Raw genomic sequence first — 21531 nt, forward strand, 5'->3', positions numbered from 1 at the left:
TTGCCTGACAACGAGGCGCATTATACGTACCACGAGCGCCAGCACAACCCCTTTTTCGCAATTTAAGCCTTGATGCAGACTGTTTGCTCAGGGTTTAAACGCCTTGCTGCATTTTTCTCCAGCCAGCTGTGACCCACCAAGCGAATTTGGGATAAAGTCGTTGAAATGATTACGCTTTCGTTCGAGACTTGAGCGGCTTAATAACCGGATTCTCAATTGAAAATCACAAGATGAAATGGATCTTCACGCTTCGTGGGCTCAGGCCGCAGTTAATGCTGGCTTTTTTCATGTTGGGCATGGTGCCCTTTTTGGTCATCACCCTCTTCTTCCTATACAGCCACGGCAAGGATCTCACCACCCAGACCTCCAACCATCTGGTCTCCGTTCGTAATATCAAGAAGAGTCAGCTCGAGGATTACTTCAACAACCTCAAAGAGCAGATCATCAACTTCTCCCAGCAGGATTTTGCCGGCAACAGTATCGGCCGTTTCTATGGCTTTACCGGCGCCTTCGAGAAGCTGGGCACCACGCCGCAGGAGGCCCGCAGCCGCGCCCAGGCCCGCTATCTGCCCGGCTCCTGGGATCAACTGCGCAAACCGGACAGTCAGGTAGAGATCGAACCCTCCATCACGGCGCTTATCCTCGCCGACGAGATGTATGGCCGGGTGCACCAGCGTTTTCATCGCGGCTATGCCGACATGGTGCGCAAGTCCAACTACAGCGACATCTTTCTGGTGGACCTTAACGGTGATGTGGTCTATTCGGTCACCAAGCACCCTAACTTTGCCACCAATCTGCTCTCCGGCCCCTACCAGGGCAGTGGCTTGGGCCAGACCTTCGCCAAGATCAAACGCCGCCTTGATGGCGGCCAGAAACCGCAGCAGATCTTCGAGTTCACCGATTTTGGCCGCAACGAGCTGACCGGGCAGGTGGTCGCCTACATGGCAGCCCCCGTGATGCAGTACGACTATGTGCGCGGTGTGGTGATTTTCGAGCTGCTGCCGGACAAGCTCAACCAGATCATGGCGGAGCGGGAGGGGCTGGGCGAGACCGGCGAGACCATCCTGATCGGCCCCGACAAGCGGATGCGCGCCGATGCCTGGCTGGCGCCGGAGTTCAGCGTCGAGAACAGCTTCAGCCCCAACTTCCGGCCGCTGCAAACGCCCCTCATCACCAAGACGCTCTCCGGCGAGCAGGGGGTCGGGCTGTTCCACTCCTATCAGGATGACGAGGTGCTGGCCGCCTACACCCAGGTAAAGGTGTTCGATACCGAGTGGGCCTTTATCGCCGAGATCTCCACCCGGGAAGCCTATGCCCCGATCCGCCAGCTGGAGACTCTGGTGATTGTGCTGGGCGCGGGCTCGGTGCTGCTGCTGATCCTCTTCTCCCGCTGGCTCTCTCACTCCATCACGGCGCCGCTGCGCTCCCTGACCGAAGCGGCCGAGCAGGTGGCCGACGGCGCGCTGGATCACCCCATCGCCATCGAGCGCACCGGCGATGATATCGACCGGCTGGCCGAGGCGTTTCGCCATATGCAGCGCTCGGTGAAGGACAAGATCGAACTGATCGAACAGCAGACCCAGGAGCTGCAACAGCAGGTCAAGCTGACCCACAAGCAGAACCTCAGCCTGCAGCAAGCGGACAAGCTCAAGGATGAACTGCTGGCCAACACCTCCCACGAGCTGCGTACCCCCATTCACGGCATCAAGGGGATGGCCGAGTCGATGCTCGCCAGCCAGCAGGATTTGACCGAAGGGCAGCAAAAGCAGCTCGGCCTCATCATCAAGAGTGCAGACGGCCTGGCCCGTCTGGTTGACGATCTGCTGGACTACCACCAGATGCGCTACGGCCAGCTGGAGATCCACTCCCAGCCCGTCTCATCCAAGGGGGTTATCCGGCTGGTGCTGGACCTCTGCCAGCATCTGGTGCAGGCCAAACCCCTCACCCTGGTGGATATCAGCCCGGCCGAACTACCGCCGGTGCTGGCCGACGAGCAACGACTCGAACAGGTGCTCTACAACCTGGTGGGTAACGCCATCAAGTACACGCCGCAGGGCAAGGTGGTGCTCAGTGCCATCGTCGAGAACAACTTCCTGCGCATCAAGGTCACCGACACCGGCATCGGCATTGCCCCCGATCATCTGGAACACATCTTCGAGCCGCTGGTGCAGATGAGCCCGGAGGTAAGCAAGCAGGGGGCCGGCCTTGGTCTCTCCATCACCCGCCAGCTGGTGCACCTGATGGGGGGCGAGCTGTTTGTCGAGAGCGAGCCGAGCGTTGGCTCGACCTTCGCCTTTACCCTGCCCCTTGCCACCGGCAAAGCGGCCAATCTGACTCTCGACAGCCGCCAGATCGAGCATCAGCTGGTGCGCCAGCAACCGCTGATCCTGCCGAACTGGGAGAGCGACGATCTGCCCCCTCCCCCCGAGGATGCTCCGCTCATTCTGGTGGTGGATGACGAGCCCATCAACCTGCACATCCTGCGCCATCTGCTGCAGCCCTGCGGCTACCGCATCCTGCCCAGCAGTGACGGCCACGATGCGCTGGCCAAGCTGGCCGAGGTGCAGGTGGACCTCATCCTGCTCGATGTGATGATGCCGACCCTTTCCGGTTTTGACGTCTGCCGTCGCCTGCGCCAGCAACACCCGAAAGATATGCTGCCGGTGCTGCTGCTCACCGCCCTCAACCAGCCCAAGGATATCGAGGAGGGCTTCGGGGCCGGAGCCAACGACTATCTGGTCAAACCCTTCTGCAAAGAAGAGCTGTTTGCCCGGGTCAAGGCACTGCTGGAGGCCAAGGCCGGACGCGCCTCGCTGGTAGAGAACCGGCTATTGAAGCAGGAGATCGAACATCGCCTCACCCTGCAGGAACGACTGCATCAGGATCAGCAGCGCCTGCTGGCCCTGCTCGGCGAAGGGGCCGACCCCATGATCTTTATCGACGAGCAGGGCACAGTGCTGTTTGCCTCCCGGGTGATGGCACGCCTGCTGGGGCAGGAGCCGGAAGCCATGGAGGGGCAGCCCCTCAATGAGTGGCTCGCCACCCCGCTGCAACAGCAGTGGCCCGACCTTGCCAGCGAGCGGGAACACAATCTGGAGTTTCTGGTGGCCGGGCAAAAAGATGTGCTCAACGCCCGTGCCCTGCCCATCGCACTCGGAGGACAGGCCGCTTTCGCCCTCACTCTGAGTACCGAGCTGCGTCAGGATGAGAACCGGGTAATGGCGCTGGAGAACGCCCTCAAGAACCTCTCGCGGCAAGCCATCATCGAAGATGAACAGCTGCTGGGCGAGCTGAGCCGCCTGGGTGGCGAGTTCCGTTCGCTGGCCGACGACCTCATTCGCCAGCAGGATGACGAGCCGCTGCGTCGGGCGCTGGTAGAGACCATGCAGCTCACCCTGGATGCCTGGCAGCAGGGGACCGGCAAGGGCAAAATCGTGCTGGCGGAGAAGAGCAAGCTGTGGCGGGTCTATATGGACAGATCCAGCCCGCAGACCCGCACCCTCGACAAATACCTGAGTCTGGACACCCTGCCCAAGTCGCCACGCTGGAAGACGGTCGTGGCCACCACCGAGTATGTGCTGGGCCACTGCCCGCTCAATGACCACCAGCGCCAGCAGTTACAGCACAGCGCCCAGACCCTGCGTCAACTCGCCAACCGCAAGCCGTGACACGGCGCCCTAAACGGGCGCCGGATCACAATTGGCAATCTGGTTTCTTTTTATGCAAAACAAAGCCCCGCACGACCCCGAAACCGAGAGCGGATCCAATTCACAAATTTGTCATACACGCCATTTTCACAGCCACTTTTTACGCGAAAGCAAATAACGAAAAGCTATGATTTTAAAAAGATAAAAATCGATTTTGACGAGATTGACGTAACACCGTCAATTTTTACGAAAACAACGAAATCAATAGTTGTTGTTTTCCTGTTAATTCTGGTTTGCTTAGGGCGTTGGAAAACAGAACGACAAAGGTTAGACACCTGACCAACACAGAGGGCCGATTTCATCAGCATGCGAAACCGGTGCTCACACAAAACAAGGCGAACCCTCGGGAATGCCAAAAAATAAGAAAGGAAAACATATGCTTGCCAAAGTATCCAAAATCTCTACCGCTGTAATGCTGGGAACCATGATGCTTGCCGGTGCCGCCGGTAACGCCATGGCCGCAGAAAACAAAACCGTGTTGACCATGGTCGCACAGCAGGAAACCGCCTGGGTCAAGAACTTCAACCCCTTCCTGCAAGCGGGCTTGCTGCACACCACCCGTCACTTCATCTATGAGCCGCTGGTGATCTTCAACGATATGCAAGGGGGCAAACCCGTCTATCGTCTGGCCACCAACTATGCGTTCAGCGATGACCTGAAATCCGTCACCTTCGATCTGCGTGACGGCGTGAAGTGGTCTGACGGCGAAGCCTTTGATGCCGATGACATCATCTTCTCTTTCAATCTGGTCAAGGCCAACAAGGCGCTGGATGAGCGCTCAATCTGGACCCAGATCAAGAGCGTCGAGAAGCTGGCCCCCAACAAGGTCAAATTCGACCTGACCGAGGTCAACACCAACGTGGTGAATGATCTGGTGCTGGTACCCATAGTGCCGGAGCATCAGTGGAAATCGGTGAAAGATCCGGTTGCCTTCACCAACGACAAGCCGGTTGGTACTGGCCCCTTCACCGAAGTGGACAACTTCTCCGCCCAGCTCTACACCCAGTGCCGCAACCCGCACTATTGGGATAACGCCAACCTCGCTATCGACTGTATCCGCATGCCGCAGATGGCCACCAACGACCAGGTGCTGGCGGCTGTCATGAAGGGTGACATCGACTGGTTCGGCTCCTTCGTGCCGGATATCGAACGCCTCTACGTCGGCAACGATCCGAAGAACAACAAATACTGGTTCCCGGCCTCCGGTACCGTGGCGTTCAACGTCAACTTCCAGACCAAGAACCCGGGCAATAACGAAGCCTTCAACGACATCAACTTCCGCCGCGCCTTCTCCATGGCGATGGACCGCCAGTCCATGGTGGATATCGCGGGCTACGGCTACCCCACCGTCAACGAGTACCCGTCAGGTCTGGGCAAAGCCTTTGACTCCTGGAACAACCCGGAAGTGGACAAGAAGTACGGCAAGTACAACAAGTTCGATCTGGAAGGGGCCAAGGCCCTGCTGAAAGAGGCAGGCTACAAGGATTGTGACGGCGACAAGTTCCTCGACACCCCGAGCTGCAAAAAGATCGAGTTCAAGGTACTGGTACCGAACGGCTGGACCGACTGGGTCAACACAGTACAGATCGGTGTAGAAGGGCTGCAGGCGCTGGGCCTGAACGCCAAGACCGCCACCCCGGAAGCGACCGTCTGGACCGAGAACCTGATCACCGGTGACTTCGATGTCGCCCTGCAGGGTTACTTTGCCGGTGCCAACCCGCACAAGTACTTCGAGACCGCGTTCCACTCCCGCAACATGGGTGACCGTGGCAACCGCTTCGCTGCGCCCCGTTACAAGGACCCCGAGCTCGACAAGCTGATCGATGACTTCACCCAGACCGCCGATGCGGCCAAGCAGAAGGAGATCATGTTCGCCATCCAGGATCGTGTCGGTGCCAACCAGACCATCATTCCGGTCTTCAACAACCCGACCTGGTACGAGTACAGCACCAAGCGCTTCAACGGCTGGTTCAGTGCTGATAACCCGGTAGCCAAACCTCAGCTCCACCCGGACACCCCTGAGCGTCTGCTGCACGTGTTGTCCCTCAAGCCAAACAGCTAAACAATCCCGGCCCCCTGCGGGGGGCCATCTTCCCCGTTAATCCCCTTCTTGCCCGACTTTGCCGGGGTTGGGGTAGCTATACCCGACGCGGGGCAGACTTGCAGTAAAAGGTACTATCATGGGATTCATACTGAGACGCTTTTCCTTCTATCTGGTTGCCTTTCTGGTAGCCGCCACCATCAACTTCCTGTTACCCCGTGCCATGCCAGGGGATCCTGTCTCCGTGATGTTTGCCCGCGCTGGCGCCATGATGGAACCCGCCGCCCTGGAAGCCCTCAAAGCCACCTTCGGCTTTGTCGACGGCCCCATCGGCACCCAGTTTCTCACCTATGTGAAGAGTGTCTTCACCTGGGATCTCGGCACCTCGGTGCGCTTCTACCCGCAGCAGGTCTCTGACGTGCTGGGCCGTGCCATCGGCTGGACCCTGTTTCTGGTCGGCACCTCCACCATCCTGAGCTTCTCCATCGGTTCCATCGTCGGCATCTTCGCCGCCTGGTATCGCGGCGGCCGGATGGACAGCATTCTCTCCCCGCTCACCCTGGTGATGCAGGCCATTCCGCCGGTGGTGGTCTCCCTGCTCGCCCTGTTCCTGTTCGGGGTCAGCCTCGAATGGCTGCCCATCGGCTACGCCTACAGCCCGGAGATCAAGGCTGACTGGGGCTGGGAGCACATCAAGAGCATCATGACCCACGCCATCATGCCGGTGCTGACCCTGGCCGTGGTACAGGTGGGGGGCTTTCTCATCACCATGCGCAACAACATGATCAACCTGCTCGGTGAGGATTACATCACCATGGCCAAGGCCAAGGGGCTCTCCAGCAACCGGGTGATCTTCAACTACGGCGCCCGCAACGCCATTCTGCCCAGCGTCACCGCCCTCTCCATGGCGCTCGGCTTCGTCATCGGTGGCTCTCTCATCACCGAAGTTATCTTCAACTATCCCGGCTTGGGCCTGACCCTCTATCAGGGCATTCTGGCCCGCGACTACCCGCTCATTCAGGGGCAGCTGCTCATCATGACCATCACCATGCTCAGCTTCAACTTCCTGGCCGACGTGCTCTACGTCTTCCTGGATCCCCGTCTGCGTACAGGAGGCAAATAAGATGCGTATGCCGACCATGCTCAAAATTCTGTTACCGGACAACAAGATGCGTATGCCCACAATCCTCAAAATCCTGCTGGGCAACAAGAAGGCTGCCTGTGGCCTCGCCATCGTGGTTGCCTTCGTACTGATGGCCCTCTTTGCCCCCATTCTGGCCAGCAACGAGCCGACCAAACGGGTGGCTCGCCCGCACCAGCCGCCCAGTGCCGAGTTCGTGATGGGTTCCACCCGCATGGGCCACGACATCTGGGCCCAGTTCACCAACGGCGCCCGTATTTCGCTGCTGGTGGGCTTCAGCGCAGGCCTGCTGGTTTGCACCCTGGCCGTCGCCATCGGCATCACCGCCGGTTACTTCGGTGGTCTGGTGGACGAGTGCCTCACCTTCCTGATGAACGTGGTGCTGGTGATACCCAACCTCCCCTTGCTACTGGTGCTGGCGAGCTTTATCGGGGAGGCGTCACCGGCGGTGATTGCCGTGATAATAGGGTTGACCTCGTGGGCCTATGGCGCGCGGGTCATCCGGGCCCAGACCCTGGCGCTGCGCGAGAAGGAGTTCGTCATCGCCGCCGAAGTGCTGGGGGAGCCGGCCTGGCGCATCATTCTGGTGGAGATCCTGCCCAACCTCATCTCCATCATCGGGGTGAGCTTTATCGGTTCCATCATCTACGCCATCGTCACCGAAGCGACGCTGGAGTTCCTGGGGCTTGGCGACCCGACCGTGGTGAGCTGGGGCATCATGCTCTACAACGCCCAGACCTCCAGCGCCATTCTGGTCGGCGCCTGGTGGGAGATCCTGGCTCCCTGCTTTGCCATCGCCACCCTGGGTGCCGGTCTGGCTCTGCTCAACTTCGCCATCGACGAGATTGCCAACCCGCAGCTGCGCTCCCACAAAGGGTTGAGCCGCTGGAAGAAACTTGCCACCCCGGTCGCAACACCACTCTCTGCCGCACAGGAGAAGACAGCATGAACAAGCATCCCCTGCTGTCAGTACGCAATCTTTGCGTTGACTACATCACCGAAAATGGCGACGTGCGCGCCGTCAACTCGGTGAGCTTCGATATCAGACAGGGCGAGATCTTCGGTCTCGCTGGTGAGTCGGGCTGCGGCAAATCCACCGTCGCCTTCTCGGTGGCCCGGCTGCACAAGCCGCCCGCCTACATCAGCGGCGGCGAGATCCTGTTCAAGGGGGAGAACATCCTCCACTACAACGACGAGCGGCTGCGCTCCTACCGCTGGCAACAGGTGTCGGTGGTGTTCCAGTCCGCCATGAACGCCCTGAACCCTGTGCTGCGGATGGAGGAGCAGTTCTGCGACGTGCTGCTGGCCCACAACCCCGGCATGACCCGTTACGAGGCGATCAAGCGCGCGCAGGAGTTGCTCACCATCGTCGATATCCACCCGAGCCGGCTCAAGGATTACCCGCACCAGTTCTCCGGCGGCATGCGTCAGCGGCTGGTGATTGCCATCGCCATGGCGCTCAACCCCGAGCTGCTCATCATGGATGAGCCGACCACGGCGCTCGATGTGGTGGTGCAGCGGGAGATCCTGCAGAAGGTCTATGCCCTGAAAGAGAAGTTCAACTTCTCCATCCTGTTCATCACCCACGACCTCTCCCTGATGGTGGAGTTCTGCGATCGCATCGGCATCATGTATGCCGGTGAACTGGTGGAGGTGGCTCCTTCCAAGGCGATCCTGACCGCGCCGCTGCACCCCTATACCAGAGGGCTCGGCAACTCCTTCCCGCCCCTGCACGGGCCGAAGAAGGTGCTGGAGGGGATCCCGGGCACACCACTCAACCTGCTGGAGGTGCCGGTCGGCTGCCGCTTTCAGGCCCGCTGCGGCAAGGTGCACGATCGCTGCCGTCAGGAGTACACCAGATTGGCCGAGATCCGCCCCGGGCAACAGACCGCCTGCCACCTCTATGAAGAGCAGGGGCTGCAACAAGATTCCGTGATCTATCTGGACAAGGCCGCTGGCTGTTAAGGATGTCTGTCATGCAAATCGCCAAAACCGATGCACCCATCATCGAAGTCCAGCACCTCTACAAGGACTTCCCCATCAACTCCAATGCCATCAAGAGTGGCAAGATGCGGGCGCTCTCCGACATCACCTTCAACCTGCACCGGGGCCGCGCCCTGGCGGTGGTCGGGGAGTCGGGCTCCGGCAAGAGCACCATCGCCAAGATCATCGCCAAGATGTACAAGCTCAGTGCCGGGCGCATTCTCTATCGCGGCCACGATCTGGAGGAGTTCAACAAGGGCACCGCCCTGCTGGACTATCGCCAGAGCGTGCAGATGGTGTGGCAAGATCCGTTCGGTTCGCTCAACCCGACCCACACCATCTATCACCACATCGCCCGCCCCCTGCTGCTGCACAGCAAGGTGATCGACAAGAAAGAGCTGCCCGACATGGTCTACGCCCTGCTGGAGAAGGTCGGCCTGACTCCTGCCAAGGCGACCGCGGCCAAGTATCCGCACCAGCTCTCCGGCGGCCAGCGCCAGCGGGTCAACATCGCCCGCAATCTGGCGGTGGAGGCGGAAGTGGTGCTGGCGGACGAACCCACCTCCATGCTCGACGTCTCCATTCGCATCGGCATCCTCAACTTGATGGAGCAGATGAAGAACGAGCTCGGCGTCTCCATGCTCTACATCACCCACGACATCGCCACCGCCCGCTATGTGGCGGAAGATCTGGCAGTCATGTATGTGGGACACATGGTGGAGTGGGGCGAGGTGGATGAGATCCTGCACCACCCGCAGCACCCCTACACCCAGCTGCTCATCTCGGCTGTGCCCGACCCCGAGAAGAGTATCCACGCCGAGCTGGAGGGGGGCCGCAAGGGGGAGATCCCGCTCTGGACGCCGGAATCCTGCGGTTGCCCCTTTGCCGGGCGCTGCAATCAGGCGATGCCCCGCTGCAAGGAGGCGCTGCCCCCCATCACCAGGCTTGCCGACAACCACTTCGTGCGCTGCTATCTCTACGAGTGAAGGTGAGACTTAGATCGGCCGGACAACCCTGTCCGGCCATGCCTCGATACGGGGCGGCCACAGCCCCGTGATGTGCCTCACCGCCCGGCGGTGAACCACAGGAGTAATACCTTGATGGAACTCTTGATCAATCAGGTGGGCTACGAGTGCGACGGACACAAGATCGCCCTGTTGCAAACCTCCCCCGCCCCTGATCTCGGCGGCTATGTCAGGCTGCAACGCCTCGATGATGGCCAGATCCTGTTTGAAACCCCGCTGCAACCGGCTGGCAGCGTCCCAGGCTGGCAAGGGCGCGCTTACTGGCGTGCCGACTTCTCCGCCTTCAAGGAGCCCGGCGACTATCGGCTGGAGGCGATCACTGCCCAAGGCATTGTCCGCTCGACCCGCTTTGCCATCGGCCAGGATCTGCTGGCCAGCCGCTGCCTCTCCGATGTCATCCACTACTTCAAGGGGCAGCGTGCCAGCGGCATATTCGATCGGGCCGACCGCAACGCCCGCCTGTTTGGCACCGACCAGCACAAAGATGTGCACGGCGGCTGGTTCGATGCCAGCGGCGACATGAGCAAGTACCTGAGCCACCTCTCCTACGCCAACTACCTCAACCCCCAGCAGACCCCCATGGTGGTGTGGGCTCTGCTCAAATGCCGCGAACTGCTGGCCCCGCGCCGCGATATCGACGGGGTGAACCTCTGCAAGCGGCTCAATGACGAGGCGCTGCACGGCGCCGATTTCCTCTGCCGGATGCAGGATGAGTCGGGCTTCTTCTACATGACCCTGTTCGACAAGTGGAGCAAGGACCCGGAGCAGCGCGAGCTATGCGCCTATGCCACCCAGCAGGGGCTCAAGTCTGCCAACTGGCAGGCGGGTTTTCGCCAGGGGGGCGGCATGGCCATCGCCGCGCTGGCCCGCGCCGCCCGCGAGAGCGTCAGCGGCGACTTCGATGCCAGCCGCTATGCCGAGGCCGCCAAACGCGGCTACCTGCATCTGTGCGAACACAACCTTGCCTACCTTGATGACGGGGTCGAGAACATCATCGACGACTACTGCGCCCTGCTGGCAGCGGTAGAGCTGACCCGCACCTTCGGCAACGAGTGGCTGAATGAAGCGAGAGTCCGTGCCAGCAAGCTCTGTGCCCGCCAGCGCCCTCATCCTGAGCTGGGTCACTACTGGTCGGCCAACGAGGATGGCTCGCGCCCCTACTATCACGCCGCCGAGGCGGGCCTGCCGGTGCTGGCGCTGCTGGAATATCTGGGCGTAGAGCCGGATCAGGAATACAAGGCCAGGGTACAAACCGTAGTGGAGCAGGCGCTGGCCGCCGAGCTGGCGCTCTGCGCCCGCGCGGGCAACCCCTTCTCCCTCGCCCGCCAATATGTCAAAGGGGTGGATGAAGCGCCGCGCGTCAGCTTCTTTATGCCCCACAACAACGAATCCGGTTACTGGTGGCAGGGGGAGAATGCCCGCCTCGCCTCTCTGGCGACCATGGCCTTTGCTGGCGCCCGCCACTTCCCCCGCCAGAGCCAGCCGCTGCTCACTTATGGCCAGCGCCAACTCGACTGGATCCTCGGGCAAAACCCCTTCAACGCCTGCATGCTGGCGGGCCACGGCATCAACAACCCCGCCTATACCGCCGGGTATCCCAATGCGCAGGGGGGGATCTGCAACGGCATCACCGCCGGATTCGATGACGAAAATGAGGTGGCCTTTATTCCGGAGGAGTACAAGGATCGGCTGGATCAGAACTGGCGCTGGGGCGAGCAGTGGATCCCCCACGCAGCCTGGTTTGCCCTGGCCATCAGCTGGCAGAGTGCGCAGAGTGATCGACATGAGCAGGGAGGTCGCCATGATTGAGTTCTGGGTCGGGGTCGACGGCGGGGGCACCCACACCCGCGCCCGCATTCGGGATCGGGCGGGCAAGCTGCTCGGAGAGGGGCGCGCAGCCGGATCCAATCTGGAGCTGGGCATCCCCCATGCCCACGCCAATGTGCTGGCCGCCATCGCCAGCGCCCGCCTTGCCGCCGGGATCGCTATCGAGAGTGAACAGCAGATGGGGGTTGGGCTGGCGCTCGCCTCCGCCGAGCTGGCCGACTGCTATCACGCCCTGCTCGAGATGCCCTTCCCCTTTGCCAGCGTCAGGCTCACCTCCGATGCCTTCGGTGCCTGCCTCGGCGCCTTTGGCGGCCGTGAGGGGGCCATCCTCATCGCCGGTACCGGCTCGGTGGGGCTGGTCTATCAGGAGGGGCAGATCCGCACCTGCTCCGGCCGCGGCTTCCCCATTTCGGACATAGGCAGCGGCGCCTGGCTGGGGCTGCGCGCCATCCAGCAATCCCTGCTCTGCCATGATGGCATTCTGCCCCCCAGCACCCTCGCCATCCGCTTGATGGATCGCTTCAAGCGGGATCAGGCCGAGGTGGTACGCTGGGCCACCCGCGCCATTCCAGCGGACTATGGCCACTTTGCCCCCTGGGTATTCGATGCCGCCAGCGATGGCGACGAGCTCGCCAATCAGCTGCTGGACGAAACCTGCGAACAACTGCGGATCCTGCTGGAGGGGATGACCCAGCTCGGTGCCAGACAGATCGCCCTGCTGGGGGGGATTGGCACACGCCTTGCCCCCCGTCTCGGCCAGCTCAACCTGATCCCCCCCCAGGCAGATGCGCTCGATGGCGCCATCCTGTTTGCCCAATCAGAGGATTTTCCATGTCTACACCCCTGATCCACACCCAGGTCGCCCGACGTGACGGCGAGGATGTCTGGTTCACTTTCACCCTCTCCCGCATGCCGGATACCCGGTGGAAGCTGCACTTCTGTCTGGCTCGCCATATCGACCCCGACTCCTTGCAAGGGGGCGAGCTGGAGCGCCAGAGCGGCAGCTACAAGGTGATTGTCCCAAACACTGGCAGCTGCGAGCTGCGCTTTTGCTGCCGCCAGACGCCCATCAAGAAGCTCTCCGACATGCCGCAGGGCTTATTTCTCAGCTTGCCGGAGGCGACCACAGGTGCCCAGCTGCTACCGGTGACGCTGGCGGCGCAGGATCTCGGACTGGAGAACCCGCCGGTAACCCGCCCCGATCTGCCGGATGTCGAGTCCCTGCCCGGTATAGTGCCGCAACCGGCCCATCTGGTACTGCTGGAGGGGAACTTCCGGCTGGCCGAGCGGGCTCATGTCAGCGCCCCTCACGATGTGCCGAAGCTGCTGGCCCACTTCAACGAGCTGACGTCGCTGGCACTGGAGCAGGATCACGACGCTGAAATCCGGCTGACCGAGGCCAAACTGGCCCCCGAAGCCTACCAACTCACCATCACGCCGCAGGAGGTGCTGATTGCCGCCGCCGACGAAGCGGGCTGGCGTCATGGGCTGGTCACGCTGGCTCAGTGGTATCTGCAACATGGGGAGAGCCTGCCCTGCATCACGCTGGAGGATGCCCCACGCTTTGGTTTTCGCGGCATTTTTCTCGACTGCGCCCGCCACTTCCACACTCCGGCAACCATCAAGCGTCTGCTCAAACTGATGAGCCTCTACAAGTTCAACCGCTTCCACTGGCACCTGACCGATGACGAGGGGTGGCGACTCGAGATAAAGGCCTTCCCGGCATTGACCGACGTGGGTGCCTGGCGCGGCCATAATCTGGCGATCGACCCCCAGCTCAGCGGCGGTGCCGAACCCTATGGCGGCTACTACACCCAGAGCGAGATGAAGGAGCTGGTGAGCTATGCCAGTGAGCTCGGCATCACCGTCATTCCCGAGATCGACATTCCGGGCCACTGCCACGCCGCCATCAAGGCGCTGCCCGAGTTGCTGATCGAAACGGCGGATCACTCCCGCTACCGCTCGGTTCAGCATTTCGATGACAACGTGCTCAACCCCGCCCTGCCCGGCACCTACCGCTTCCTGGAGGCCGTGCTGGACGAGGTGTGCGAGCTCTTCCCCGGCCCGCAGATCCACATGGGGGGTGACGAGGTGCCGACCGGGGTCTGGACCGACAGCCCCGCCTGCCAGCAGCTGATGGTCGAGCAGGGCTACGCCGACTGCCGCGAGCTGCAGGGCCATCTGCTGCGCCACTGCCAGCGCTATCTGGCCGCCAGAGGCAAACAGATGATCGGCTGGGAGGAGATCCTGCATGGCGACAAGGTGAGCCACAAAGCTGCCGTCTGTGCCTGGACCAGCTTCCAGGCGGGGCTGGACGCCGCCGCGGCCGGCTATCCGGTGGTGATGGCGCCCGCCCAGTTCCTCTATCTCGATCTCGCCTGGAGCGCCGATATTCATGAACCCGGCCTCTACTGGGCGGGAACCCTCAATCTGGAGCAGGTCTATGCTTGCGATCCTGCGCCAGCCGATTTCCATGCCAACGATAACATCCTCGGGGTACTGAGCCCCTTGTGGTCAGAATTGATCACCAGCCGCGATCGTCTCGACTACATGTTGTTCCCGCGCATGCTGGCCACGGCCGAGGTGGCCTGGAGCGAGCCCGCCCACAAGGGCTGGGAGCACTTCGCCGCCCGCCTGCCGGGCCAGCTGCAGATCCTCGATCAGTTGCAGGTGTGCTACCGGATGCCACAGAGGTAATGTTGTCTCTACTTTGGCGGCCAATTGGCCGCCTTTTTTACAATTAGCCAACAAAATCTCACAACCCCCTACCATTCATCCGCCATTATTGGCAAAATTCAGCCCCCTATGAAAATGGTCTGGCGCCTGCTGGCGCGAGCCTGCGGCCACCTCCAGATCTGCCACAATAACAACGACAACATTGTCAACAAGAGCATCGGAGCGTATTCCTATGGCCCGCAGAGACGTCCATACCCTGGATAGAGAAGTGGAGTTTCCTGCCGACGTACAACTGGTCTCCACCACTGACCTGCGCGGGGTGATCACTTATGCCAATCCGGCTTTTTGCACCATCGCCGGCTATAGCACCGACGAGCTGGTCGGTCACAACCACAATCTGGTACGCCACCCCGACATGCCCAAGGCCGCCTTCGCCGATCTCTGGGCCCGCCTCAAGGAGGGCAAACCCTGGCGCGGCATCGTCAAGAATCGCTGCAAGGATGGTCGTTACTACTGGGTAGATGCCTATGTGACCCCCATCTATGAAGGCAACAGGATCAGCGGCTACCAGTCGGTACGCTGCAAACCCGAGCCCCAATTCAAGCGCATCGCCGCTCAGACCTACCAAGCCCTGCTCAAGGCAGAGCGCGGCAACAGCAGCAACCTACCCTCTCTTGCCAAAGTACGCACCCCGGCCATTACCCTGCTGCTGCTCGGCCTGATGGGCTGGACCTTCGCCAGCCAAGGGGCCATGACCGTCCTGCTGATGCTGCTGCCCCTGTTGCTTATTGGCGGAGCCTACTGGCGCGAGCTCTTTGCCCTGCCCCACTATCTGCAGCAGCTGGGCCGTGAATATGACAGTCTGACCCGGCTGGTCTACTCCGGTGACAACCCCGGCGCCATTGCCGATTTTCATATCAAGATGCTTCAAGCCCGCATCCGAACCGTGTTGGGACGGATCAACGATGCCACGGCACCTCTGCAAACCCTGGCCATCAATCTGAAGCAGGCCTCTCATCAAGCCTGTCTCGATATCAACGAGCAAGATGCCCAGACCCAGCAGATGGCTACGGCTATGACTCAGATGGCCAACACAGCTCACGAGATCGCCCGCAACATTCAGGACTCCAACGGTCAGGTCAACGAAGCTCGCAATCGTTGTGAACAAACCAACCAGCAGTTGAACCAGACCGAGCAGCAGATCGAACAGCTCGCCAAACAGGCAGAGCTGGCGTTCAACTCGGCGGTAGAGCTCGCCAGTGAATCCGAACGGATTGGCAGTGTGATGGGCGAGATCCAGGGCATCGCCGAGCAGACTAACCTGCTGGCCCTCAACGCGGCCATCGAAGCCGCTCGCGCCGGGGAGCAGGGCCGTGGTTTTGCAGTGGTGGCCGACGAGGTGCGTACCCTGTCGACCCGCACCCACAAGGCGACCGAGCAGATCCAGGGCAGCATCAAGCAGATCCAGCACACTCTGGGACGCTGGAAGGGGATGATGCAAGAGAACCTGCAACAGACCCGCGCATGTGCCGAGATGACCCGCCAGGGCGCCAGCAGCCTCCATACCGTGCTGGCAGAGATAGAGCTGGTCACCGAACACTCCACCCAGATCGCCACCGCTGCTGAGCAGCAACAAGCGGTAGTAGAGGAGATCAGCCGCAGCATCCACCAGATCTCCGAGTACTCCCACGCCAACAGTCAGAAGATGCTGGATGTCGACCACTCAAGTCAGGCTCTGCTGGAACGGGCCAAGCAACTGAAGGGGCTTAGCCAGACCTTCGGCTGAATCATTGCCAGCCCCATGACAGAAGCGCCACAATGGCGCTTCTGTTGTTTTTGACGAATCGGGTCTATGAGCATTGAACCAAGTCCATCCCCATTGAACAAAACGGCCCGTATCGAAGCGATCATCGCCCTGATCCCGGCAGGCCGAGTGGTCAGTTATGGTCAGGTGGCCGATCTGGCCGGGCTGCCCGGACGGGCAAGACTGGTGGGCAAGGTGCTGCGGGAAACCGACAAGGTACTGCCGTGGCATCGGGTGCTGAGCGCAGCGGGCACTATCTCGTTACCGAAAGGATCGCCAGGCTTTGCCGAACAGACGGGACGCCTGCAGCAAGAAGGGGTCGTGGTGATCGGTGGGCGGGTCAGAATGAAGGAGTGGCAATGGCAGCCCGATCTGGCCGAGCTGCTTTTTCTACTGCCGTTTTGAGGGGATCACAGACGGATCACTCCAGCGGCGCCAGGATCTCGTCGCTGCGCACCTGCACCGGTATGGTCTCATCCGCGCGCTGCAGCAGCACCAGCAAGCTCTGTCGGTCCACTTCCAGCACATAGGCCGCTCCTTCACGGGTCATGCAGCTCATGCCCGGCCGGATCTCGTTAATCTCCATCTCAACCTCCTTGTCTACTTCGCGATTGACGACAGCTGCACTCCTTGCAGCTGTCTCAGTATACCGCTATCCATAAGCAAAGAGGCCCCTTGTCGGGGCCTCTTTTCATCAGGCTTTTTTAGCCTTTGGCAAACTCTCTTGCCAGGTACCGTTGTCGTAGTGAGCGGTCCAACCGGTCGCCTTGCCGTTGACCTCGCTCATCACGTACTGCTCCTTGGTCTTGCGACTGAAGCGCACGATGGCGGGGTTGCCGTCCGGATCGGTGAGCGGGGCACCGGCCAGATACTTGTGCTTGGCGGAGATGCGATCCTTGAAGCGCTTGAGCTCTTCCACCAGCGGTGCGCGGGTCTCGCGGGATTTGGGGAAGTTGCTGGCCGCCAGAAACAGACCGGCAGCACCGTCACGCAGCACGAAGTGTGCATCGGACTGGGTGCACTTGAGCTCCGGCAGCGGCACCGGATCCTCCTTCGGCGGCGCGATGTCGCCGTTTTTCAGGATCTTGCGGGTGTTCTTGCAGGTCTCGTTGGTGCAGCCCATGTACTTGCCGAAACGGCCGTTCTTGAGCTGCATCTCGCTGCCGCAGCGGTCGCACTCGATACTCGGCCCTTCGTAGCCCTTGAGCTTGAACTGGCCCTTCTCGATTTCGTAGCCATCGCAGTCCGGGTTGCGACCACAGACGTGCAGCTTGCGGCTGTCATCGATGATGTAGGCATCCATCGCTGTGCCACAGACACCGCAACGGTGCTTGGCACGCAGCGCCTCGGTTTCCGCCTCTTCGCCGTCAGTGGCGGAGACAAACTCATCGGCAGAGACCAGGTTGATGGTCTTCTTGCAGCGCTCTTTCGGCGGCAGTGCATAGCCGGAGCAGCCGAGGAAGACGCCGGTGGTGGCGGTACGAATACCCATCTTGCGGCCACAATCCGGGCAGTCGATGTCGGTCATCACCATCTGGTTGGCACGCATGCCGCCCTCTTCGGGCGCCTTGTCGGCCTTCTCCAGCTCCTGGGTAAACTCGGCGTAGAAGCTGTCCAGCACCTTCTTCCACTCCAGGCTCCCTTCAGCGATGCCATCGAGCTTGTCTTCCATCTTGGCGGTGAACTCGTAGTTCATCAGCTCGACGAAGTTCTCCACCAGACGATCGGTGACGATCTCACCCATCTTCTCGGCGAAGAAACGGCGGCTCTCGACCCGCACATAACCACGATCAACGATGGTGGAGATGATGGAGGCGTAGGTAGAGGGACGGCCGATGCCGCGTTTTTCCAGCTCGCGCACCAGCGCAGCTTCGGTAAAACGGGCAGGCGGCTTGGTAAAGTGCTGGCGCGGATCCAGCTTGACCAGTTTCAGCACCTCGCCCACGGTGACCGCAGGCAGCTGGCTATCTTCACCCTTGCGACCCATCGGCGGCAGCGCCTTGGTCCAACCGGCGAAGCGCAGGGTACGACCACGGGCCTTGAGCTCGAACTCACCCGCCTTGACGGTCAGGGTGGAAGAGTCGTACTGAGCGGGGGTCATCTGGCAGGCAACGAACTGACGCCAGATGAGATCGTACAGACGCATGGCATCCGGCTCCATCCCTTCCAGCATCTCAGCAGTCACCTGTACGTTGGAGGGACGGATCGCTTCGTGCGCTTCCTGGGCATTGGCCTTGGCGCCATACAGATTCGGCTCGGCTGGCAGATAGGCCGCGCCATACTGCTCGCCGATATATTCACGCACCGCTTCAACCGCCTCTTTGCTGAGGTTGGTGGAGTCGGTACGCATATAGGTGATGTAACCCGCTTCATAGAGACGCTGGGCCATCATCATGGTCTTCTTGACCCCGAAGCTCAGACGGGTAGAGGCCGCCTGCTGCAGGGTGGAGGTGATAAACGGCGCGGACGGCTTGGAGCCGGTCGGCTTGTCTTCCCGGTTAACGACCTTGTAGTCGACCCCTTCCAGGGCTGCGACAGCGGCAAAGGTCTCGGCTTGGGTCACCGGCTTGAAGTCAGCCCCGTTGCGGCTGACCACTTCCATCCGCAGATCGCTCTTGTCGGCAGTCAGCAGGTCGGCATTGAGATCCCAGAACTCGACCGGTACGAACGCCTTGATTTCGCGCTCTTTATCGACGATAAGACGCACCGCAACGGATTGCACTCGACCGGCGGAAAGACCGCGCGCCAGCTTCTTCCACAGCAGTGGAGAGACCATATAACCCACCACTCGGTCGAGGAAACGACGAGCCTGCTGGGCATTAACGCGGTCAATATTGAGTTCGGACGGCTGGGCGAACGCCTCCTTGATGGCGCTCTTGGTGATCTCGTTGAACACCACGCGCTTGTAGCGGCTGTCGTCGCCACCAATGATCTCGCGCAGGTGCCAGGCGATCGCCTCTCCTTCTCTATCCAAGTCGGTTGCGAGATAGATGGTGTCGGCTTTCTCGGCCAGACTTTGCAACTCGCTGACCACCTTCTCCTTGCCGGGCAAAATCTGGTAGTTAGCCTGCCAGCCAGCGGTCGGATTGATACCCATCCGGGCAAACAGGGCCTTGCGATCCTTGGCTGCCTTTTCAGCTTCGCTCAACTTGATGCCGCGAATGACGGGTTTCTTGGGCTCGGTGCTGGCGCTGCCGCTGGTGGGCAGATCGCGAACATGACCAACGCTGGATTTCACCACGTAGTCCTTGCCCAGATATTTGTTGATCGTCTTGGCCTTGGCCGGAGACTCCACTATGACCAGTGATTTGCCCATGCTGTAACTATTATCCTCATTGCACCCGACGGGGTTGGTGTGCGGTTTTGTGGGGCTGTATAAGAGATTTGGCGCGAAAAAGCAATCTTGTGAGCAAATTTGCCTGACCAGCCCGAACCACACGGCTTCTTTTATTGCTTCTTTATTTATTAATGCGAAGGCAACAGGCCGGACGCAACCGCTTTTTCAATTTTCTGCCATACCGCCCCTCTTTTTATATCTGAAACGACATAAAAACGTCTGCTGGTTACCAGCTTGTTACAAAAACATAAAATCTCTTTATAATGGCCCAACCCCGACGCATTGTGCGCGGAAGGAACCGCTACCCATCATAAAAATCGAAAGGATGTACTCAATGAAGCACTTCGAGGTCAATTTCGACGGTCTGGTCGGCCCGACTCATAACTATGCAGGCCTCTCCTACGGCAACGTTGCCTCCCAGAGCAATGCCCAGGAAGCCTCCAATCCGAAAGAGGCCGCCAAACAGGGGCTGCGCAAGATGAAGGCGCTGACCGAGCTTGGCATGACCCAGGGTGTACTGGCGCCACAAGAGCGCCCCGATCTTGCCACCCTGCGCCGCCTCGGCTTCACCGGCAACGATGCCCGGGTGCTGGAACAGGCCGCCAAACAGGCTCCCGCCGTACTGGCTGCCTGCTATTCGGCTTCCAGCATGTGGACTGCCAACGCCGCCACCGTCTCCCCCAGTGCCGATACCCAGGATGGCCGCATTCACTTCACCCCCGCCAACCTGACCAACAAGTTTCACCGCTCCCTGGAGCCCGACGTCACAGGTCGCATCCTGCGAGCCGTGTTCAACAATGATCGCCACTTCAGCCACCACCTCCATCTGCCGGAGAATGACCACTTCGGCGACGAGGGGGCGGCCAACCACACCCGCCTCTGCCGTGCCTATGGCGAGGCGGGGGTCGAGCTGTTTGTCTATGGCCGCAGCGCTTTTGACTACTCCCGCCCGGCGCCGAAGCGCTATCCGGCCCGCCAGACTCTGGAGGCAAGCCAGGCCATCGCCCGCCTGCATGGCCTTGGCGAGGAGAGCGTGGTGTTTATTCAGCAAAACCCAGAGGTGATCGATCAGGGGGTATTCCACAACGACGTGATCGCGGTGGGTAACCAGAACGTGCTCTTCTTCCACCAGCAAGCGTTCCTCAACACCGAAGCGGTGCTGACTGAAATCCGCGGCAAGTTTGGCGAGAGGGATTTGCACTTTATCGAAGTGCCAACTGCCGAGGTATCCGTGCTGGATGCGGTGAAATCCTACCTGTTCAACACCCAGATCCTCACCCTGCCGAGCGGTGAGATGGCCATCATCGCCCCCACCGAGTGCCGCGACAATCCGGCGGTGTCGGCCTATCTTGGCAAGCTGCTGACGCAGGAGACCCCGATCAAGGCGGTCCACTATATGGATGTGAAACAGAGCATGCGCAATGGCGGCGGCCCGGCCTGCCTGCGACTGCGGGTTGCCATGAACGATCAGGAACTCGCTGCGGTCAATCCGGCCTGCCTTATCAACGACAGCCAGTTTGCCCGCCTCGATGGCTGGGTCGATCGCCACTACCGCGACCGCCTGACCCTCGACGATCTGAGGGATCCGGCACTGGTGCAGGAGTCCCGCAGCGCACTGGACGAGCTGACCCAGATCCTGAAACTGGGTTCGGTCTACCCGTTCCAGCGCTAGATGTGATGCCCGGGAAGACCGCCGACGCTGGCGGTCTTCTGCTATTTCCCTTCTCTTCAGCGCGATCGCCAACTTGCACGGATGCTGTTTTGTGCAGAAAAGCAGCGCACAACTTGCTGATAAGCTTGAATTTTGAGCTGGATGTATCAAAAAATCGACGAACAGTCATTTTTTACTGCCAGATGCCTCATCAAGGGGTTCACAAAGCCTCTGGATCTGATAGTATGCGCCTCGCACTTGGGGAGGGGTTCCCGAGCGGCCAAAGGGATCAGACTGTAAATCTGACGGCTCTGCCTTCGAAGGTTCGAATCCTTCTCC

Annotated in this window: 14 protein-coding genes; 12 read left to right on the top strand and 2 right to left on the bottom strand. The window is 60.7% G+C overall.

Features of this window, described 5'->3' with window-relative positions:
• Window positions 1-230 precede the first annotated feature (230 nt).
• The 11 genes from G5221_RS05240 to G5221_RS05290 all read left to right on the top strand — a co-directional run bounded on the left by G5221_RS05240 (window position 231) and on the right by G5221_RS05290 (window position 16609).
• Window positions 231-3668 (top strand): ATP-binding protein, encoded by a 3438-nt coding sequence (locus G5221_RS05240; protein WP_227342161.1) that lies wholly within the window; start codon window positions 231-233, stop codon window positions 3666-3668.
• A 415-nt stretch (window positions 3669-4083) separates the two neighbouring features.
• On the top strand, window positions 4084-5769 hold the full coding sequence (locus tag G5221_RS05245) for an ABC transporter substrate-binding protein (RefSeq protein WP_005353816.1): 1686 nt from the start codon (window positions 4084-4086) through the stop codon (window positions 5767-5769).
• Between the two features lie 118 nt (window positions 5770-5887).
• Window positions 5888-6871 (top strand): ABC transporter permease, encoded by a 984-nt coding sequence (locus tag G5221_RS05250; RefSeq protein ID WP_005353818.1) that lies wholly within the window; start codon window positions 5888-5890, stop codon window positions 6869-6871.
• Window positions 6872-6917: 46 nt separating this feature from the next.
• Entirely contained in the window at window positions 6918-7838 is a 921-nt protein-coding gene (locus tag G5221_RS05255; RefSeq protein ID WP_005353820.1) for an ABC transporter permease, read from the top strand.
• On the top strand, window positions 7835-8854 hold the full coding sequence (locus G5221_RS05260) for an ABC transporter ATP-binding protein (RefSeq protein ID WP_005334876.1): 1020 nt from the start codon (window positions 7835-7837) through the stop codon (window positions 8852-8854). The genes G5221_RS05255 and G5221_RS05260 overlap by 4 nt, the downstream gene beginning before the upstream one ends.
• An 11-nt stretch (window positions 8855-8865) precedes the next feature.
• The gene (locus tag G5221_RS05265) at window positions 8866-9858 is read left to right on the top strand and encodes an ABC transporter ATP-binding protein (RefSeq protein WP_139410701.1); all 993 of its coding nucleotides are present in this window, start codon (window positions 8866-8868) and stop codon (window positions 9856-9858) included.
• Window positions 9859-9972: 114 nt separating this feature from the next.
• Window positions 9973-11706, top strand: a complete 1734-nt coding sequence (locus tag G5221_RS05270) for a glycoside hydrolase family 9 protein (protein ID WP_421262933.1) — start codon at window positions 9973-9975, stop codon at window positions 11704-11706.
• Window positions 11699-12571: a BadF/BadG/BcrA/BcrD ATPase family protein gene (locus G5221_RS05275; protein ID WP_236293410.1), complete on the top strand. Its 873-nt coding sequence runs from the start codon at window positions 11699-11701 to the stop codon at window positions 12569-12571. Before G5221_RS05270 ends, G5221_RS05275 begins: the two co-directional genes overlap by 8 nt.
• The gene (locus tag G5221_RS05280) at window positions 12556-14421 is read left to right on the top strand and encodes a beta-N-acetylhexosaminidase (protein WP_421262934.1); all 1866 of its coding nucleotides are present in this window, start codon (window positions 12556-12558) and stop codon (window positions 14419-14421) included. Before G5221_RS05275 ends, G5221_RS05280 begins: the two co-directional genes overlap by 16 nt.
• Before the next feature lie 211 nt (window positions 14422-14632).
• Window positions 14633-16186 carry a methyl-accepting chemotaxis protein gene (locus tag G5221_RS05285; protein ID WP_421262935.1) on the top strand — a complete coding sequence of 518 codons (1554 nt, stop codon included), beginning with the start codon at window positions 14633-14635 and terminating at the stop codon, window positions 16184-16186.
• 66 nt (window positions 16187-16252) lie between these two features.
• Entirely contained in the window at window positions 16253-16609 is a 357-nt protein-coding gene (locus tag G5221_RS05290) for an MGMT family protein (protein WP_216953104.1), read from the top strand.
• Window positions 16610-16625: 16 nt separating this feature from the next.
• Here G5221_RS05290 and G5221_RS05295 read toward each other — a convergent pair whose 3' ends face one another.
• Both G5221_RS05295 and topA read right to left on the bottom strand, forming a co-directional pair.
• On the bottom strand, window positions 16626-16790 hold the full coding sequence (locus G5221_RS05295) for a hypothetical protein (RefSeq protein WP_005334891.1): 165 nt from the start codon (window positions 16788-16790) through the stop codon (window positions 16626-16628).
• 108 nt (window positions 16791-16898) lie between these two features.
• The gene (gene topA, locus G5221_RS05300) at window positions 16899-19520 is read right to left on the bottom strand and encodes a type I DNA topoisomerase (protein WP_421260613.1); all 2622 of its coding nucleotides are present in this window, start codon (window positions 19518-19520) and stop codon (window positions 16899-16901) included.
• A 355-nt stretch (window positions 19521-19875) separates the two neighbouring features.
• On the opposite strand from topA, the gene astB reads away from it, so the two are divergent.
• Window positions 19876-21213, top strand: a complete 1338-nt coding sequence (gene astB, locus G5221_RS05305) for an N-succinylarginine dihydrolase (protein WP_421262936.1) — start codon at window positions 19876-19878, stop codon at window positions 21211-21213.
• The last annotated feature ends 318 nt before the right edge of the window (window positions 21214-21531 follow it).

The organism is Aeromonas sp. 602200 (assembly GCF_049173895.1).
GTDB lineage: Bacteria > Pseudomonadota > Gammaproteobacteria > Enterobacterales > Aeromonadaceae > Aeromonas > Aeromonas veronii_A.

Bases quoted from the DNA above. Each gene is read 5' to 3' on its own strand.
- G5221_RS05275 (WP_236293410.1), top strand. From the start codon at position 11,699: ATGATTGAGTTCTGGGTCGGGGTCGACGGCGGGGGCACCCACACCCGC.
- G5221_RS05265 (WP_139410701.1), top strand. From the start codon at position 8,866: ATGCAAATCGCCAAAACCGATGCACCCATCATCGAAGTCCAGCACCTC.
- topA (WP_421260613.1), bottom strand. From the start codon at position 19,520: ATGGGCAAATCACTGGTCATAGTGGAGTCTCCGGCCAAGGCCAAGACG.
- G5221_RS05285 (WP_421262935.1), top strand. From the start codon at position 14,633: ATGGCCCGCAGAGACGTCCATACCCTGGATAGAGAAGTGGAGTTTCCT.
- G5221_RS05240 (WP_227342161.1), top strand. From the start codon at position 231: ATGAAATGGATCTTCACGCTTCGTGGGCTCAGGCCGCAGTTAATGCTG.
- G5221_RS05280 (WP_421262934.1), top strand. From the start codon at position 12,556: ATGTCTACACCCCTGATCCACACCCAGGTCGCCCGACGTGACGGCGAG.
- G5221_RS05245 (WP_005353816.1), top strand. From the start codon at position 4,084: ATGCTTGCCAAAGTATCCAAAATCTCTACCGCTGTAATGCTGGGAACC.
- G5221_RS05290 (WP_216953104.1), top strand. From the start codon at position 16,253: ATGAGCATTGAACCAAGTCCATCCCCATTGAACAAAACGGCCCGTATC.
- G5221_RS05250 (WP_005353818.1), top strand. From the start codon at position 5,888: ATGGGATTCATACTGAGACGCTTTTCCTTCTATCTGGTTGCCTTTCTG.
- G5221_RS05295 (WP_005334891.1), bottom strand. From the start codon at position 16,790: ATGGAGATTAACGAGATCCGGCCGGGCATGAGCTGCATGACCCGTGAA.
- G5221_RS05270 (WP_421262933.1), top strand. From the start codon at position 9,973: ATGGAACTCTTGATCAATCAGGTGGGCTACGAGTGCGACGGACACAAG.
- astB (WP_421262936.1), top strand. From the start codon at position 19,876: ATGAAGCACTTCGAGGTCAATTTCGACGGTCTGGTCGGCCCGACTCAT.
- G5221_RS05255 (WP_005353820.1), top strand. From the start codon at position 6,918: ATGCGTATGCCCACAATCCTCAAAATCCTGCTGGGCAACAAGAAGGCT.
- G5221_RS05260 (WP_005334876.1), top strand. From the start codon at position 7,835: ATGAACAAGCATCCCCTGCTGTCAGTACGCAATCTTTGCGTTGACTAC.